Source organism: Paenibacillus hemerocallicola, assembly GCF_006265175.1.
Taxonomy (GTDB): Bacteria; Bacillota; Bacilli; order Paenibacillales; family NBRC-103111; genus Paenibacillus_AB; species Paenibacillus_AB hemerocallicola.
The window spans coordinates 21,127-36,019 of sequence record NZ_VDCQ01000023.1 but is presented as its reverse complement, the minus strand read 5'-3'; the positions used below and the strand labels follow the sequence as shown (position 1 = coordinate 36,019).

Genomic DNA, 14,893 nt, shown 5'->3' with positions numbered 1-14,893 from the left:
CGCAAAGAGAAGCTCTCTCACACGATCCGTCTCCGCAGTGAGCCGGAAATGTAGTCGATGATGGATACCGTGACGATGATCCCTAGCAAAATGATGCCGACGCGCGGCCAGCTGTAGCCGTTGATCGCGAAGATGAGCGGCGTCCCGATGCCGCCCGCCCCAATGATACCTAGCAGGGTGGCCGAGCGGACGTTGATTTCGAACCGGTATAGCGCATACGACATAAAATCCGGCAGCACCTGCGGAATGATCGCGAACGCGAGCGTCTGCCACCGGTTCGCGCCGCAGGCGGTGAGCGCTTCGATGGGCCCCATGTCCATGTTCTCGATCGCTTCGGCGTACAGCTTGCCGAGCATCCCAACGGAGTGGACGCCGAGTGCGAGCACCCCGGCATACGCTCCCGGTCCTACCGCCTTGATGAAAATGATCGCCATGATCACCTCGGGGACGGTGCGGATAACGCTGAGCACGATTTTGCCGCTCCCCGACACGAGCCTCGACCGGCTCATATTCGCCGCCGCCCAGAACGCCAGCGGAATACAGACGATCATCGAGACGATATTGCCCAAATACGAGATCGACAGCGTCATGAGCAGGTTGCGGATCAAATCCTCGCCTTCCGGCAGCCAGACGTACTTCCAGTCCGGATGCAGCAAGCCCTTGATCATCGCTTTGGACATCACCTTGGCCGTTTCCTGAATGCCTTGGAATTCGAGTCCTTTCACCGACCAGGCGACGAGCAGCACGGCAGCGGCTATGCCGGCAACCCATCCCCAACGGCCGGCGGCCGGGGACATCGGCTTTTTCGTGCCTCTCAGCAGCAGGGTGCGGATCCGCGTACTAATCGTATCGATCACGATAACGACGACCAGCGTCATGAAAATAAGGACAAACGCCTGATCGTAGCGGAACAGATCGAGCACGTTTTTCAGCAGCAGCCCGATGCCTCCGGCCCCGACGAGACCAAGGATGGCGGACGCGCGGATGCTGACCTCGAACGTATAGAGCAAATGAGCCAGAAACGTGGGCGCCACCTGCGGAAGCACCCCGAAGCGGATCCATTGCAGCTTGTTCGCGCCGACCGCGGTCATCGCTTCAAGCGGACCGGGATCGATCGCTTCCACGGATTCGTAGGCGAGCTTGGAAATGATTCCATAGGTGAAGAAAAACAGGGCGAGCGTACCCGCCGTCGGGCCGAACCCGACAACGACCGCGAACAAGGCCGCGTACAGCAGATCCGGAATCGTCCGCAGCAAGTTCATGATTAGCCGGGCCGGGTAAAACAACCACGGCGAACGCGTGACGTTGCGCGCGGCCAGCAGCGCGGTCGGGAACGCGAACAGCGCGCCCAGCAGCGTGCCGACGATCGCCATCTGCAGCGTTTCCTTCATCGGCTTCCATACCTTCGGGGTAAACGACCAGTCGGGCGGGAACATTTCTTTGATGAACGCCCATATTTGCGGCGTTCCCGTAAACAGCTTCGTCAGCGTCGCTTCCGTCTGATAGACGCTGCCGATGAACAGCACGGCAAGCACGACGAGCCAGCCGTACAGCTTCATTCGGGAAGGGCGGGCGACCGGTGTGGGCGATTTCAATGTCCTGCTCCCCCCAACAGCTCGTCCCGCTTGATCGCGCGGCCGTATATGTCCGAGAACGCATCGTCCGTCGCCTCCGAGACCGGTCCGTCGAATACGACCTGGCCGGACCGCAGCCCGATGATCCGCGTCGCATATTCCCGCGCCAGATCGATAAAGTGCAGGTTGACGATCGTCGTAATGCCCAACTCCTGATTGATGCGCCTCAAATCGTCCATAACCTGCCGCGTCGTCAGCGGGTCGAGAGAGGCTACGGGCTCGTCCGCCAAAATGATCGTCGCCTCCTGCGCCAGCGCCCGGGCGATCGAGACGCGCTGCTGCTGTCCGCCGGACAATTGGTCGGCGCGAACGTAAGCCTTCTCCAATATATTGACCCGCTCCAAAGCTTTCAGCGCAAGCTCCACATCGCGCTTCGGAAACGCGGCGAACATCGTCCGCAGCGTCGAATGGTACCCGACCCGGCCGGACAGCACGTTGCGCAGCACCGTCGACCGTTTGACCAGATTGAAGCTTTGGAAAATCATCCCGATCCCCCGGCGCATTTTGCGCAGGCTCTCGCCTTTGGCCGCCGTAATCGATTTGCCTTCGATCAGAATCTCGCCTTCGGTTATATCGTGCAGCCGGTTGATCGACCGCAGCATCGTCGATTTCCCGGCTCCGGACAAGCCGACGATGACGACGAATTCGCCTTTGCCGATAGTCAGGTTAATGTCGTTCAGACCGATCGTCCCATTGGCGTATACTTTCTTGACATGCTTGAATTCGATCATCCGACTCAATCCTTCTTTGCCATGGTTTTACCACGATAGACATCATTCGACATTACGCAAATATATCCTTTTGCGTGAAACAAATTTACAAAACCTCAATGATCGAACACCGGGAATACCCGACTATACCTGTACTAGTATGCTCCAAACGGCTCGGGTACCAAACATTGCGCGTATCGATCCGGGCCTTGGCAGTATGGAGAACCTCGGCCGATGTCGGCGGAAGGAAAGCAGGCAGCGTCGAATGCGCCGACAAAAGCGAAAACCTCCGTCCTCCTCGCAAGAGGGACAGAGGTTCATCGTCGATCGCATAGGATCGGCAGCGGGCTGGATCCTTTTCGGTGAACGCGATAACGCAGCAGTTCGCTACTTCTTTTTCAGCTTCATATACGATTCCTTGTATTCGGCCATTATTTTATCGCCGCCGGCTTTTTTCCATTTGGCGATTTCGTCCTGGTAAGCGGTCTCGTCGATTTTGCCCATAATGAATTTCGTCTGCGCGTCGTTGATTTGCTGCTCCAGCTCCTGCCCTCTTTCGGAGAACGTCGCCGACGTCAGGGTCAACGCCGGATTCGAGACGATATATTTGATGCCGTCCGATTCCATCTTCGTCCCCTTCTCCCCGATCGGCACGTCCTTGAGCGGAGCGACGTTGTAGCCTTCCAGCACGGGCAGATTGTCCCGGTAAGGCTTCACCTCGCGCTGGAACATATTGAAGCCGTCGCCGATAAACTCGGTGCGCTTGTCGCCCGTATTCGCGAAATGCGTCCCTTCGAGTCCGCGCAGCAGCAGCGTCGACATGTCCGGGTCCATCAGCTTATCCAGGAAGCCGAGCACCCGTTTCAGCTCCGCCTCCGTCTTGACCGACGACTTCGGAATGACGAGGAAGCCGTTGTTGCCGTTCTCCGACGAGATGCGGATACCTTGCGGACCTTCGAAGCTCGCGACGTCGACTACGGCTGAAGGCGTCGTTTTGCTCAGCCGGTCCTGCTGGCTTTTGCCGTTCGTCGCCACCGCGAGCCGGATGCCGACGCGGCTCGTGTCGAACAGCTTCTCCGCTTCGGTCGCATCGAGCACGGCGAAGTCCTGGTTGATCAGCTTTTCCTCATACAACCTGCGGAACAGCTTGAGCACGTCGGTGAACTCCTTGGTCATAAATTCCGGCGTGAACGCCCCGTCCTTGTCGACGCCCCATTTATTGACGCCGCCCATCGCCACGGACAGCCGGGTGAGCATCGAAGCCGCTCCCTGATTGTACGTTTTGTTCAGCACGATGCCGTACGTGTCGTTTTTGCCGTTCTTGTCCGGATCGTTCAGCGCCAACGCCCGCAGTACGTTGTACCAGCCGTCGATCGACTTCGGAATCGTCAGGCCGAGCTGGTCCAGCCAGTCCTTGCGGTATACGATCGCCCCGCGCCCCATGTTGCGGTACAGCGGCACCCCGTATATTTTGCCCTCCACCGATATGTTTTGGAAAAACTGTTCGTTTTGCGCGCTCATGTTTTTGTACTGCTTGAGCAGCGGACCGATTTCCCAGAACAGCTGGGACTCGATCGCATTGACGACGCCCGGCGTCTGGTTCACCTTCAGCAGCTTGGGCATTTCGTTCGAAGCCAGCATCACGTTGACCTTATCGTTGTAGGCGGCGCTCGGAATCCATTGAATGTCGAGCTTCGCGTTCGTATATTTCTCGATCGCCTGCTCGACCGCATTGCCCTTCGCCGGAATGTCCCCGACCTGCGCGATGGCGATGCTCAGATTCAGCGGAGCCTCTGTTCCTTGGGCCCCCTGCGGCGTATCTCCCTGCTTGGCGGAATCGCTGCAGGCGACTGTCAGGAGCGAAGCCGCGACAACGGCCGCAGACAACATAACGAGCTTTTTATTGGATTTCATCGTACCGACCTCCCGAATCGAATTATCCTTTTACCGAGCCGAGCATGACTCCTTTGGCAAAATGCTTTTGCAAAAACGGGTATATCGCGATGATCGGCAAGGTGGCGAATACGATGACCGCCATCTTGATCGTCAGCGGCTGAATGAGCATCTCCTCGATGCCCGTATCGCCGATCCGGCTGTTGGCGTTAATGACGATCTCTCTCAACAGCACCTGGACCGGCCACTTCGTATTGTCGTTAATATACATGATCGCCTGAAAGTACCGATTCCAATGATCGACCGCGTAAAACAGCGCGAAGGTCGCCATCGCCGGCAGCGACAGAGGGAGCACGATTCGGAACCATATGCCGATATCGTTGCAGCCGTCGATTTTCGCGGAGTCTTCCAGCCCGTCGGGAATTTGCTGGAAAAAGTTTTTCAGCACGATAAGGTTAAAGGCGCTGATCGCGGTCGGGATCATGAGCGACCACAGCGTATCGATCATATGCAGCGACTTGACCACATAGTAGGTCGGGATCAAGCCTCCGCTGAACAGCATCGTGAACAGAACGCCCAGCATCATCCATTTCCGTCCTCTGAGGTTGCGGCGGGACAACGGATACGCCAGAAGCGAGGTCAGCACCAGATTGATCAGCGTCCCGAGCACCGTTACGTAGATGGAGACGCCCAAGCTGCGGACGAGCGTGCTCGTCGAGAATATATATTCGTAAGCGGCCAGTGAAAATTGCTTCGGGAACAAAATAAATCCGCCCTCGGCGACGATGTGCGGAGCCGTAAACGACACGGCCAGCACGTAGATGAACGGCAGGATGCATACGAGCGCGATCAGGATCAACAGCGCGTAGTTGACTGTATCGAACAGGCGGTTGCTCCACGTTTTATCTTGAATCATGGCACATTCTCCTTTCGCCCCCGGTCAATATATGCCTTCTTCGCCGAATCGTTTGGCCAGCCAATTGGCCGATACGACCAGCAGCAGACCGACAAGCGACTTGAACAGCCCTACGGCGGCGCTGTAGCTGAACTGCCCTTGGGTAAGCCCTTTCACATACACGTACGTATCGAATACTTCCCCGACCTCGCGGTTCGTCGCGGTCAGCATCAGGAAAATGTGCTCGAACCCGGAGTCCAGGAAGCTCCCGAGCCTCAGGATGAGCAAAATGACGATCGTGCTGCGGATCGCGGGCAGCGTAATATGCCACAGCTGCCTCCACCTTCCGGCGCCGTCCATGCGGGCCGCTTCGTACAGCTGCAGGTCGACGCCGGCGAGCGCGGCGAGGAAAATGATCGTGCCCCAGCCGACTTCTTTCCAAATCGATTGACCGACGATCATCGTCCGGAACCAACCGGGCTCCAGCAGGAACGGAATTTTCTCGCCCGTCGCGGCATATACCAGCTCGTTGACGGCTCCTCCCTCGGTCGTGAACAAGATGTAGAAAATGCCCACGACAACGACCCACGATACGAAATGGGGAATGTAGACGAGCGTCTGGATAAACCGCTTGAACCGTTCCCGGCCGACTTCGTTCAGCATGAGCGCGAGTACGATCGGCAGCGGGAAGAAGAAAACGAGATTGTACACGGCCAGCAGAAACGTGTTGCGGAACAGCATCCAAAACTGCTCCTCGCCGAAAAAGCGCTGAAAATGTTTGAGACCGACAAAAGGACTGTCCATAAAACCGAGATGCGGCTTGAAATCCTGAAATGCCATCATGATGCCGTACATCGGAACGTACTTGAAGATCAAAAAATACGCAATGCCCGGCAAAGCCATTATATACAGCCAGCGGTCCTTGACGACGTCCTTGATCCATTGCGGTCTGTTTGCGCTTTCATTTCGTACGTCCGCATCTTGCGGATTCGCTTGGGCTTGGGCTTGCGCGTTCACCATGGCATCCTCCCTTCCATCGCTTGCTCGGGTCTTGATTTGGATTATGGGGGGTATGCCGGGAACATGCTATGCACCGAATCCAACTTGTTTGCCGAGTTTGGCGTCAATCCCGCAGCCGCGCCCGTTTTTTACGTTCCGGCATCCACCTTATTTAACCTGCCATGCACCGTTTTTAACTTTGCTCTCCCGAGGTTGGAGTATCGGACTACAGGCGGTGAATAAGTACGGATAGCCGACTATGGAGCGTGAACGACGAAGCTCGTCCTTCCGCATACGGACTGTAAAACATACAGCTAAATTTAGAAAAAAAGCAAAAATCGCCGAAATAGCTGGAAAATAGGCAGTTAAATCGAATCGAAACCGCTATACGGTCAAAAACGAACAAATCAACTGTATTTTTTCCAGCTAACCATAGTCAGTAGACGCTCGCTCCTCAAAATAACTGTATATTTTGAGGCTGATGAAAAAGTCTGCAAAGAGAGGAGGCGCCGGAGACAAGAGGTGGGGGAATGCGCTCCACATCCGTTAACATCGTGTTGTTTTTAAGATTTTAGCGGTTACAACTCGATTTAAAAGTCAACCGCTTCGCTTTCCGCACCTTTCCCCCACTTCTTTTTGTAGGGCAACTCTCTCTTTTTGACTTTTTCAACAACCTGTATGTTTTACAGTTAGTTCGAACTCATCCCCGCCCTGTTCGGAAATTCCATAGGAATGATCGCAAACAAAGCCTTCGCCGGCGGAGATCGGTCGATCCGCCGCGGCGAAGGCCCCGGTCAAGCTTTGTGGTGACGTTCCCGGTATTGTCCCGGGGTCATGCCGACCACTTTGCGGAAGATGCGGATAAACGCCGTCGTGTTGGAATAGTTGAGCCGCTCCGCGATTTCCGACAATTTCATCGTGCTCGTCTCCAGCCATTCCTTGGCCAAGCCCATCCGGAATTCGGCCAAATATTCGCTGAACGTCACGCCCATCTCCTTCTTGAACACCCGGCTCAAATAAACCGGGTGAAAGTTGAGCGTTTCCGCGCAGCCTTCCAAGGAAATGTCCTGATCGTACCTCTCCTGGACGAGCTTGACCATACGGCTCACGATGCCGATATATTGGGACTCGGCTTGACGATTCAGGAAATCGACGATCGGCGCAAGCAAATCGCGCTTGAACCATTCGCTTATATCGTGCGGCGTGCTCCGCTTCATCAGCTGCCCGTAGGATGCCTGCTCCCCCAACACTTGATGCACCGCGCCCCCTTGCTCCTGCACGATCTGGTACAAGCGCGAGACGAGCTGCATCATGAAGACGGGATATTCATTTACGCTCGCATTGTGTTCCGCCATTTCGGACATATATTTGTCGAACCATTCCGTCGCTTTCTCCGGCTCTCCCGATTTGAGCGCCTTGATCAACTGGTCTTCCGTCCCTTTCAGCTTCGTATAGGCGGCCGAGGCGGGTTCGCGATGCTCGCTCTGCACGTCTTCAACATGTACGATAATGCCGCCGCCCAAGTAAATCCGGCTGCGAAGCGCCTCCAGCCCTTCGTTATAGGCGCGCACCGCGTCCGTGGGGGCGGAGAACGGTCTGCTGATGCCGATGCTGACCTGCACCTGCAAATATTCGCGCACCTTCGTTTTGAGCTGCTCGGCTATCCCGTAATAAAACGCCTTGAGCTCCGCGGCGCTATCCAGATCGCTAGTCACCAGCGTCACCTGCGACCTGTCCAGCAGCACCGGGCTGAACCGCCGGCCGGCGGGGATCAGTTCCCCGACCATATTATGGATCGCGAACAGCAGCAGGTCTTTATCGTGATCCCGGTAGCGCGTATCCTGCAGCGTATCGATCTGCAGCGTCAGCACCGCGAGCCGCTTCCATCCGGCGGGAAAACCGAACTGCTCGCTGCGGCTGGCGAAATCCCGCTCGGACAGCTGTCCGGTGAACAGCTTCAGCATCAGAAATTCGTTCAGCTGCGTAAACTGTCCCTGCATTTGCTGCTTCAGCTGCTGCCCGGTGCTGAACAGCGTCCGGAATCGCTCCTCCATCGAGATAAACTCGTCCCGGCTTCCCGTTTCCCCGATATGGCCGATCTTGGTCACCTCGGATAAACGCTTAATCGGCGAATACATCCGCAGGCTGATGAGCAGCGCCAGTACGCCGACCACTGCAAAAATAATGCTGCAGGCCACGAACGTGGCTATGGCGATTTTGCGCGTTTGCCGGTTTATCTCGTCCAGGGAAACCGCCGATACGTATATCCAGCCGTTGGAGGAGCCGCGGTAAGCAAACATCATCTTCGTCCCGTCGATCTCGTCGTGGATGACGCCCGAGCTATGACCCGTCCGGAGAACCGTCTCCGCGATCCTGTCGTGAACCCGCCGGTGCGACTCGCCGCGCCCGGCATTGTCGCTGAGGAAGTCGCTGCCCTCCCGGTTCAGCACGTAAATGTCGCCCAGCTTGTCGTGATCCGCCGCCAGCAAATTCCGGAATTGCGTTTTCAGCATTTCGATGACGAGAAAGCCTTTGGGCTGCTCGGTAAAAGGCAAAATCGGCAGCTTGTAGACCATGCGGACCGTCGGCGGTCGCGAAGCCTCCTCGGGAAGCGGATCGATGTCCCAAAACAAATTGTTCGGATGTTTGGCGTACAGCTCTAGCTGCCTCCGCAGCGGAAATTCGTCCAGCGGGGCAACGGCCGTAAAGCTGATCACCCAATTATGCTCGCTGCCGATCAAATAGCCTTCGCTGATTCCGGAAAGCGTTTGCAAATTATACATGCCGGTATGCAGATTGCGTATCCGGACGAAGTCCGTAACGTCGACGGGTCCGTTCAGCACCGACGTGACTTGCGGGGAATTGGCGTATTGCATCGCCGTCAGCTCCAGCATCTTCATGAACTGCTCGACGCGCATTTGCGTTTGCAGCAAAACCTGCATGTTGCTTTCCTTGATCTTCTGTTCGACGTCTCCCGAGGCCGTGTAATAAGAGAACAGGCCGAGTGCGAGAACGGGGATGGTCCCGATCAGCGTACTGAATGCGAGCAGCAGCAGCATATAACGCGGTATTTTCAGAAAATGCTCTCTCCAGCCAGTCATCATACGAGAACGGATCACCTCTTCGATTGTGTACTATCGGTTCCGATGGATCGACCTCTTCTCCAAATTAGCATTACAGTCTAGATTATGCAATAACTTGTAGCCGCATGGCACCCGTTTCCTCCTCTGCCGCAGGCCGCCCGTTTATGGTAGTATGAAAAGGAACCACGAGCGGCGAACAACAAACATGCGACCGGTCTCATTGACGCGATGCGTGCCGGATTGTTCGCCGGACTTTCATACCGGGGGAAAAGCATTGAAGACATTGATTATTGCCGAGAAACCGGATATGGGCCGGAATATCGCCGCCGCAATCGAGCCGAGAGCGGCCAACAAGCGTACCCACCTCGAAGGGGAACGCTTCGTCATTACATGGGCGATCGGACATTTGATCGGACTGGCAGAGCCCGACCTTTACGATGACAAATATAAAAAATGGAATTTCAACGATTTGCCGATCATTCCCGATTCGTTCAAGCTGCTGCCGAATCCGCGGACGAAGGACCAGTTGAAGGTCATCCAGACGCTCGCCAAAGATTGCGGCGACATCGTCAACGCCTGCGACGCCGGACGCGAGGGGCAGCTCATCTTCGCCTATATCCAGCAGCATCTGAAGCTGCGCCAGCCGGTCAGGCGGCTGTGGATCTCCGACCTGACGCCGGAGACGATCCGGCGCGGCTTCGCGGAGCTGAAGGACGGCAGCGCGTACGATCCGCTGACCAGAGCCGCCCGGGCCAGAAGCGAAGCGGACTGGCTGATCGGCATGAACGGCTCGCGCGCCTTCACGACGAAGCACAACGAGCTGCTATCCGTCGGACGCGTGCAGACGCCGGTGCTGGCTCTGCTGTACGACCGGCAGAAGCAGATCGAGGCGTTCTCGTCGGCGAAATTTTACGAGGTGGAGGCGTATTTCGACCAGTCGGAGACGAGCTATCGCGGACTGTGGCAGGGAGACCGGCTGACCGACCCGGCCAAGGCGCAAGGGCTTGCCGACAAGGTGAGGGACAAGCCGGGAACGGTCGCCAGCTACGAGGTCAAGGATACGAAGGAATATCCGTTCAAGCTGTACGACTTGACGCTGCTGCAGCGCGACGCGAACGCCAAGTTCGGCTTCTCGGCGAAGAAGACGCTCGATATCGCCCAATCGCTCTATGAGAAGCATAAAGTCATTTCGTACCCGAGAACGAACTCCAACTACGTCAACGAGCAGAACATTCCGGAAATGCACCGGGCGCTCGATGCGCTTAAAGGAACGCCGTACGAAGCGTTGGCGAGCGGCGCGGACAAAAAGCTCGTCCACAAAAACAACAAAGCCGTGTGCAATCCGGCCAAGGTCGAGGATCACCACGCCATCCTGCCGACAGGCAAGCGGGCGGGCTCGCTGACGCCCGAGGAGCAGAAGCTGTACGACCTCATTATCCGCCGATTCCTGTCCCACTTCTATCCGCCCGCCGAATACAAGGTGCACACGGTGCTGACCGAGGTGGAGAAGGAAACGTTCAAGACGACGATCAAGCAGTTGATCAGCCTCGGCTGGAAGACGATTTACGAGGACGACAAGTCGTCCAGGGACGGCGGCAAAAAATCCGGCAAATCCGGCAGCAAGCCTGAAGGCGGTAAGGACAATAAGGACGGAGAGGCCGACGGACCGAGCGAGCCCGAGGAGGAGCTGGTCGAGACGCCGTTCGTGCTGGCGCCGGACGAGCCGGTGCACTGCCGCGATTCGGCCGCGAAGGAGAAGGAAACCCAGCCGCCGAAGCCGTACACCGAGGGCACGCTGCTGAAGGCGATGGAGAGCGCGGGCAAGCAGCTCGAGAACGAGGAGCTGCGCGACGCGATGAAAGATTCGGGGCTCGGCACGCCGGCTACGCGGGCGGCGATTATCGAACGGCTGAAAAACGTCGGCTACGTGACAATGCAGGGCAAGCGGATCGCGATTACGCTCAAGGGCCGTACGGCCGTCGAGCTGATCCGCGGCGCGGGCGTCGAGCTGCTCACTTCGCCGGAGATGACCGGCCAATGGGAGCGCCGGCTGCATGAAATATCGCGCGGGCAAGCTTCCGACGAGACGTTCATGGAGAACGTGAAGAAGTTTACCCGCTCCATTATCGACAAGGTGCGCACACAGCCGCGGGCGGCCAAAACCGCCTTCGAGCCGGATCAGGCCGCCGCGGGAAAAGGCGGCGCGACAGGCAAGGGCAAGTCCGCACGCGGGACGCGGGCGGGAGCCGCTGCGGCGGACAAGCCCGCGCGCGGGGCGCGTGCCGGGGGAGGGTCCGCGAGAGGCGGCGCGGCTTCCGCCTCGACCGCCGCCGAGGCGGACGGCGCCGGACAAGCCGCTCGAGCGGCGCCCGTCAAGACGGGCGAGCGCGAAACGATCGGCGCTTGTCCCCGCGAAGGGTGCGGCGGCCATATTTTCATGGGCAACAAAGGCTACGGCTGCAGCAACTACAAGCTCGGCTGCAAATTCGTCATCTGGAAGGAAAGCCTCGGCAAGACGCTCACGCCGGCCATGATCCGCAGCTTGATCGAGAAAGGGCGCACGGGCAAGCTGAAGCTGATCGACCGCTCCGGAGCGCCGATCGAAGGACGCATCGTGCTGAAGGACCCCAACGTAGGTCAAGTGGAGATCGAACCCGCTACTTAAGGGACGGTTTGGAGAATCGCACGGGGGTTGACTCAAGGGGCGACTTAGGGCTCTATACAGGTCTTTGAGTGGCGCCGGGCCGTCTGGAGCGTTAGTCTGGACGCCGACGCTTACCGCGCCCGAATCAACAAGCCCGGCCGACTCCATTTCCGGCCGTCCGCTTCAATCTCGATGCGCGGGTATATCGCGGAGGAGCGATGCGGCGGATCGGTGAGGCAAGCGGAGAAATGATCGCCGACCCACAGCGTGTCCTCGGACTTTACCCCGGGCAGCGTCGGATTCCAGGCGTACAGCTGATTCGTCTGCACGGCGCCTGTGCTTGCCGGCAGCGCCAGCTGTTCCCGGGTGGCATAGCCGGCGAGCCCGCCCTGGTGATGGCGCCGCTCTTCCCCTGGAAAACCGGCTTCGCCGTAAAATTGTTGCAGGCTGGCATACAATTCTCCCCATGTTTTCCCCGGGCGGGTCGCCGCATGGAGGCGGGCGCTTATTTCCGCGACCGCCCGATGTCGGCGGACCAGCGCCTCGGGCGGCTGTCCGAAATGCACCATCCTTGTCGCCGATACGATTTTGCCGCGCCGTCTGGCGCACAGCACGAGCATGGCGCAGCTTTCGAGCCGCCGGGAGGTCGGCAGCGGATGCCGGCGCTCGGCGATTCGCTCGTCCGCCGCCGTCAAATAGACGATCGGCTCCAGCTCCCGCTCCAGACAGTTCCGGGCGAGCATCGCCGCCAGCTCGAATTCGCTTTGTCCCGCGGCGATACGGGCCGCCGTCTCTTCAAGCGCTTCCCCGGCCAGCTCGCCCAGGCCGCTCCACTCGTCCAGCTCCAGCGGATGCAAAACCGTCCGCAGCCCCCGAAACTCCGCTTCCATATCCGCATCGGTGCCGATCCGGGAGCTGCCCGCGAGCAATTCCGCCAGCAAGCGCTCCTGCACGGCAGGCTCATGCCAAGGCCAGACGAATACGCCGCAGAGCGCCGGGGCAAAGCCCGACGGGACGAATTCTTCCTCGGCGAGACGCTCCGCTTCTATATTGCTGGCCACAAGATATACGTCCCGGGCCGTGACGACCAGCTTGCAGCAGGCCGGCTCGGACGCGGTATTGATATGGCTTCTGCTTCCGGCAAGCCAGCTTACATTTCGCTGCAAAGTTAAAACGACCGCATCCAGTTGCAGGTCCGCCAGCATATTCCGCAGCCGCTGCAGCTTGTCCCGCACGATAGGAGACAAGCCGTCGGCTTCTTTTTCCGGTTGTCGCATTTATTTCACGCTCCCCGCCGTCAGCCCTTGCAGGAAATACTTTTGTACAAACATGAAGACGATGACCAGCGGCGCGCTCGCCATAAACGAAAGAGCCATCAACTGATTCCATTGCGTCGTATATTCGCCGATCAGCATGCCGATGCCGAGCGTCAGCGGACGGGACGTAATATCCTGGGTCAGCACGACCGCGAACAAATATTCGTTCCAGGCCAGAATAAAGGTGTATACGGCCGTGGCGATCAGCCCCGGCAGGCACGGGGGCAGGATGATGCGGAAAAAGGTGCCGTACGGCCCGCAGCCGTCGATCGTCGCCGCCTCGTCCAGCTCCCGCGGAATGCTGTTGACGAAATCCCGCATCATCAGAATGGAGAAAGGAAGCGCGAACGAGGTGTAGGCGAGAATGAGCGCCGTATAAGTATTGTACAGACCCATTCCGGAAATAATCAGGAAATACGGTATGCTGAGCAGCACCATCGGGAACATTTGCGTCAGCAAGATGTACAGCACGACCAGCTTTTTGGATTTGTACTGGAAGCGGGACAGCCCGTAACCGGACAACGCCGACAGCAAAATGCACAGCAGCGTGACCAGAATCGAAACGAAGTAGCTGTTCATAAACAGCCGGACCATATCCGGATTTTGCAAAATTTGGCGAAACGCATCGAACGTCGGATGAGCCGGAATCAGCTTCAACGGAATCGAGAACACTTCCAGATTGGTCCTCAGGGCAATGGACAGCATCCAGAACATCGGGATCAGCACGATACAGATGAGCAGGGCGATCAGCCCGTACAGGCTCCATTTTTTGAGCGGCATTTCAGTCCCCCTCCTTCTTCAACGTGCTGCGGATGTAAAACAGTGAGATCAGAACCATGACGATCAGCATGAAAATCGCCAGCGCGGAAGAATACCCGAAGTCCAACGAGCGGAACGCTTTGTTGTATACATAAGTGGACAATACTTCGGTTGCATGCATCGGGCCGCCTCCGGTCATCAGGAAGACGAGGTCGAACGAACGGAAATTCCAAATAATTTCCAGGATTAAAATAGTCAGCATAATGCCTTTAATATGCGGCAGCACAATCCGGGTGAACCTGGTAAACCGTCCGGCCCCATCGACCTGCGCCGCTTCCTTGATGTCTTCCGGCACCGTTTGAAAGGCGGCCAGCAGCATTAGCATGGCGAACGGAAAGCTTCTCCAGGCATTGGCGAGAATGAGGCCCGGCATAGCGAAGCGTCCGTCGCTCAGCCAGGCTATGCTTTCTTGGATCACGCCGACTTGCAGCAAAAACCAGTTGAGCAATCCGAACGGCGCCAGCAGCAGCATCCAGATCGAGCCGACAACGCTGCTGGACAGCAGCCACGGAAACATCAGCACCGAGCGGAAAGCGCCTCTGACCTTCGGATTGATTTTCAGGTTCAGCAGCGAGGCGAACGAAAGCCCCAGCAGCATGACAAGCACGACCGTACCAAACGTGAATACAAGCGTATTGCCGAGCGCCTTCCAGAACAAAGGGTCTTTCAAAACAGCTATATAATTGGATAGCCCGAAAAAGCTCGGTTCGGCCGGATTGGCGTAATTAAAAAAGCTCATATAGACGACATTGGCCAGCGGGTAGCCCGTAAGCAGGACCAGCAGCATCATCGCCGGCAATATAAAGGACATTCTCTGTGCGGTTCTCATGGCGGAATTGGGTTTCATGATGAACTCCTTTTGGGCAGACGGAGGGCCGGGCGGCCCCCCTGCTCCGCTAC

Annotated in this window: 10 protein-coding genes; 1 reads left to right on the top strand and 9 read right to left on the bottom strand. The window is 57.6% G+C overall.

From position 1 onward, the window contains the following. Window positions 1-17: 17 nt before the first annotated feature. From phnE to FE784_RS17345, 6 genes are all read right to left on the bottom strand, one after another. A complete protein-coding gene (phnE, locus tag FE784_RS42425; protein WP_281287118.1) occupies window positions 18-1,559 on the bottom strand; it encodes a phosphonate ABC transporter, permease protein PhnE in 1,542 nt (513 codons plus the stop codon). A 32-nt stretch (window positions 1,560-1,591) separates the two neighbouring features. Next, on the bottom strand, window positions 1,592-2,365 hold the full coding sequence (gene phnC, locus FE784_RS17365; protein ID WP_139603499.1) for a phosphonate ABC transporter ATP-binding protein: 774 nt from the start codon (window positions 2,363-2,365) through the stop codon (window positions 1,592-1,594). Between the two features lie 366 nt (window positions 2,366-2,731). Further along, complete coding sequence (locus tag FE784_RS17360; RefSeq protein ID WP_139603498.1) at window positions 2,732-4,258, bottom strand: extracellular solute-binding protein; 1,527 nt, start codon at window positions 4,256-4,258, stop codon at window positions 2,732-2,734. A 22-nt stretch (window positions 4,259-4,280) separates the two neighbouring features. After that, complete coding sequence (locus FE784_RS17355) at window positions 4,281-5,153, bottom strand: carbohydrate ABC transporter permease (protein WP_139603497.1); 873 nt, start codon at window positions 5,151-5,153, stop codon at window positions 4,281-4,283. 24 nt (window positions 5,154-5,177) lie between these two features. Further along, window positions 5,178-6,149, bottom strand: coding sequence for an ABC transporter permease (locus FE784_RS17350; RefSeq protein WP_425465550.1), 972 nt, complete (start codon window positions 6,147-6,149; stop codon window positions 5,178-5,180). A 776-nt stretch (window positions 6,150-6,925) separates the two neighbouring features. After that, the gene (locus FE784_RS17345; protein WP_139603495.1) at window positions 6,926-9,235 is read right to left on the bottom strand and encodes a helix-turn-helix domain-containing protein; all 2,310 of its coding nucleotides are present in this window, start codon (window positions 9,233-9,235) and stop codon (window positions 6,926-6,928) included. A gap of 253 nt (window positions 9,236-9,488) precedes the next feature. Here FE784_RS17345 and FE784_RS17340 point away from each other — a divergent pair, with 253 nt between their 5' ends. Next, on the top strand, window positions 9,489-11,879 hold the full coding sequence (locus tag FE784_RS17340) for a type IA DNA topoisomerase (protein ID WP_139603494.1): 2,391 nt from the start codon (window positions 9,489-9,491) through the stop codon (window positions 11,877-11,879). Between the two features lie 110 nt (window positions 11,880-11,989). Here the strand turns inward: FE784_RS17340 and FE784_RS17335 are convergent, their stop codons facing one another. Genes FE784_RS17335 through FE784_RS17325 form a run of 3 tightly spaced genes read right to left on the bottom strand, consistent with a single transcriptional unit; the run spans window position 11,990 to window position 14,840 of the window. Beyond that, window positions 11,990-13,135 (bottom strand): M24 family metallopeptidase, encoded by a 1,146-nt coding sequence (locus FE784_RS17335; protein ID WP_139603493.1) that lies wholly within the window; start codon window positions 13,133-13,135, stop codon window positions 11,990-11,992. Then, window positions 13,136-13,954, bottom strand: coding sequence for a carbohydrate ABC transporter permease (locus FE784_RS17330; RefSeq protein ID WP_139603492.1), 819 nt, complete (start codon window positions 13,952-13,954; stop codon window positions 13,136-13,138). It lies immediately after the preceding gene. A gap of 1 nt (window position 13,955) precedes the next feature. Further along, a complete protein-coding gene (locus FE784_RS17325; protein ID WP_139603491.1) occupies window positions 13,956-14,840 on the bottom strand; it encodes a carbohydrate ABC transporter permease in 885 nt (294 codons plus the stop codon). Between the last annotated feature and the right edge of the window lie 53 nt (window positions 14,841-14,893).

Excerpts from the sequence above, each read along its gene's own strand:
- phnE (WP_281287118.1), bottom strand. The coding sequence starts at position 1,559 with ATGAAGCTGTACGGCTGGCTCGTCGTGCTTGCCGTGCTGTTCATCGGC.
- FE784_RS17325 (WP_139603491.1), bottom strand. The coding sequence starts at position 14,840 with ATGAAACCCAATTCCGCCATGAGAACCGCACAGAGAATGTCCTTTATA.
- phnC (WP_139603499.1), bottom strand. The coding sequence starts at position 2,365 with ATGATCGAATTCAAGCATGTCAAGAAAGTATACGCCAATGGGACGATC.
- FE784_RS17345 (WP_139603495.1), bottom strand. The coding sequence starts at position 9,235 with ATGATGACTGGCTGGAGAGAGCATTTTCTGAAAATACCGCGTTATATG.
- FE784_RS17335 (WP_139603493.1), bottom strand. The coding sequence starts at position 13,135 with ATGCGACAACCGGAAAAAGAAGCCGACGGCTTGTCTCCTATCGTGCGG.
- FE784_RS17355 (WP_139603497.1), bottom strand. The coding sequence starts at position 5,153 with ATGATTCAAGATAAAACGTGGAGCAACCGCCTGTTCGATACAGTCAAC.
- FE784_RS17360 (WP_139603498.1), bottom strand. The coding sequence starts at position 4,258 with ATGAAATCCAATAAAAAGCTCGTTATGTTGTCTGCGGCCGTTGTCGCG.
- FE784_RS17330 (WP_139603492.1), bottom strand. The coding sequence starts at position 13,954 with ATGCCGCTCAAAAAATGGAGCCTGTACGGGCTGATCGCCCTGCTCATC.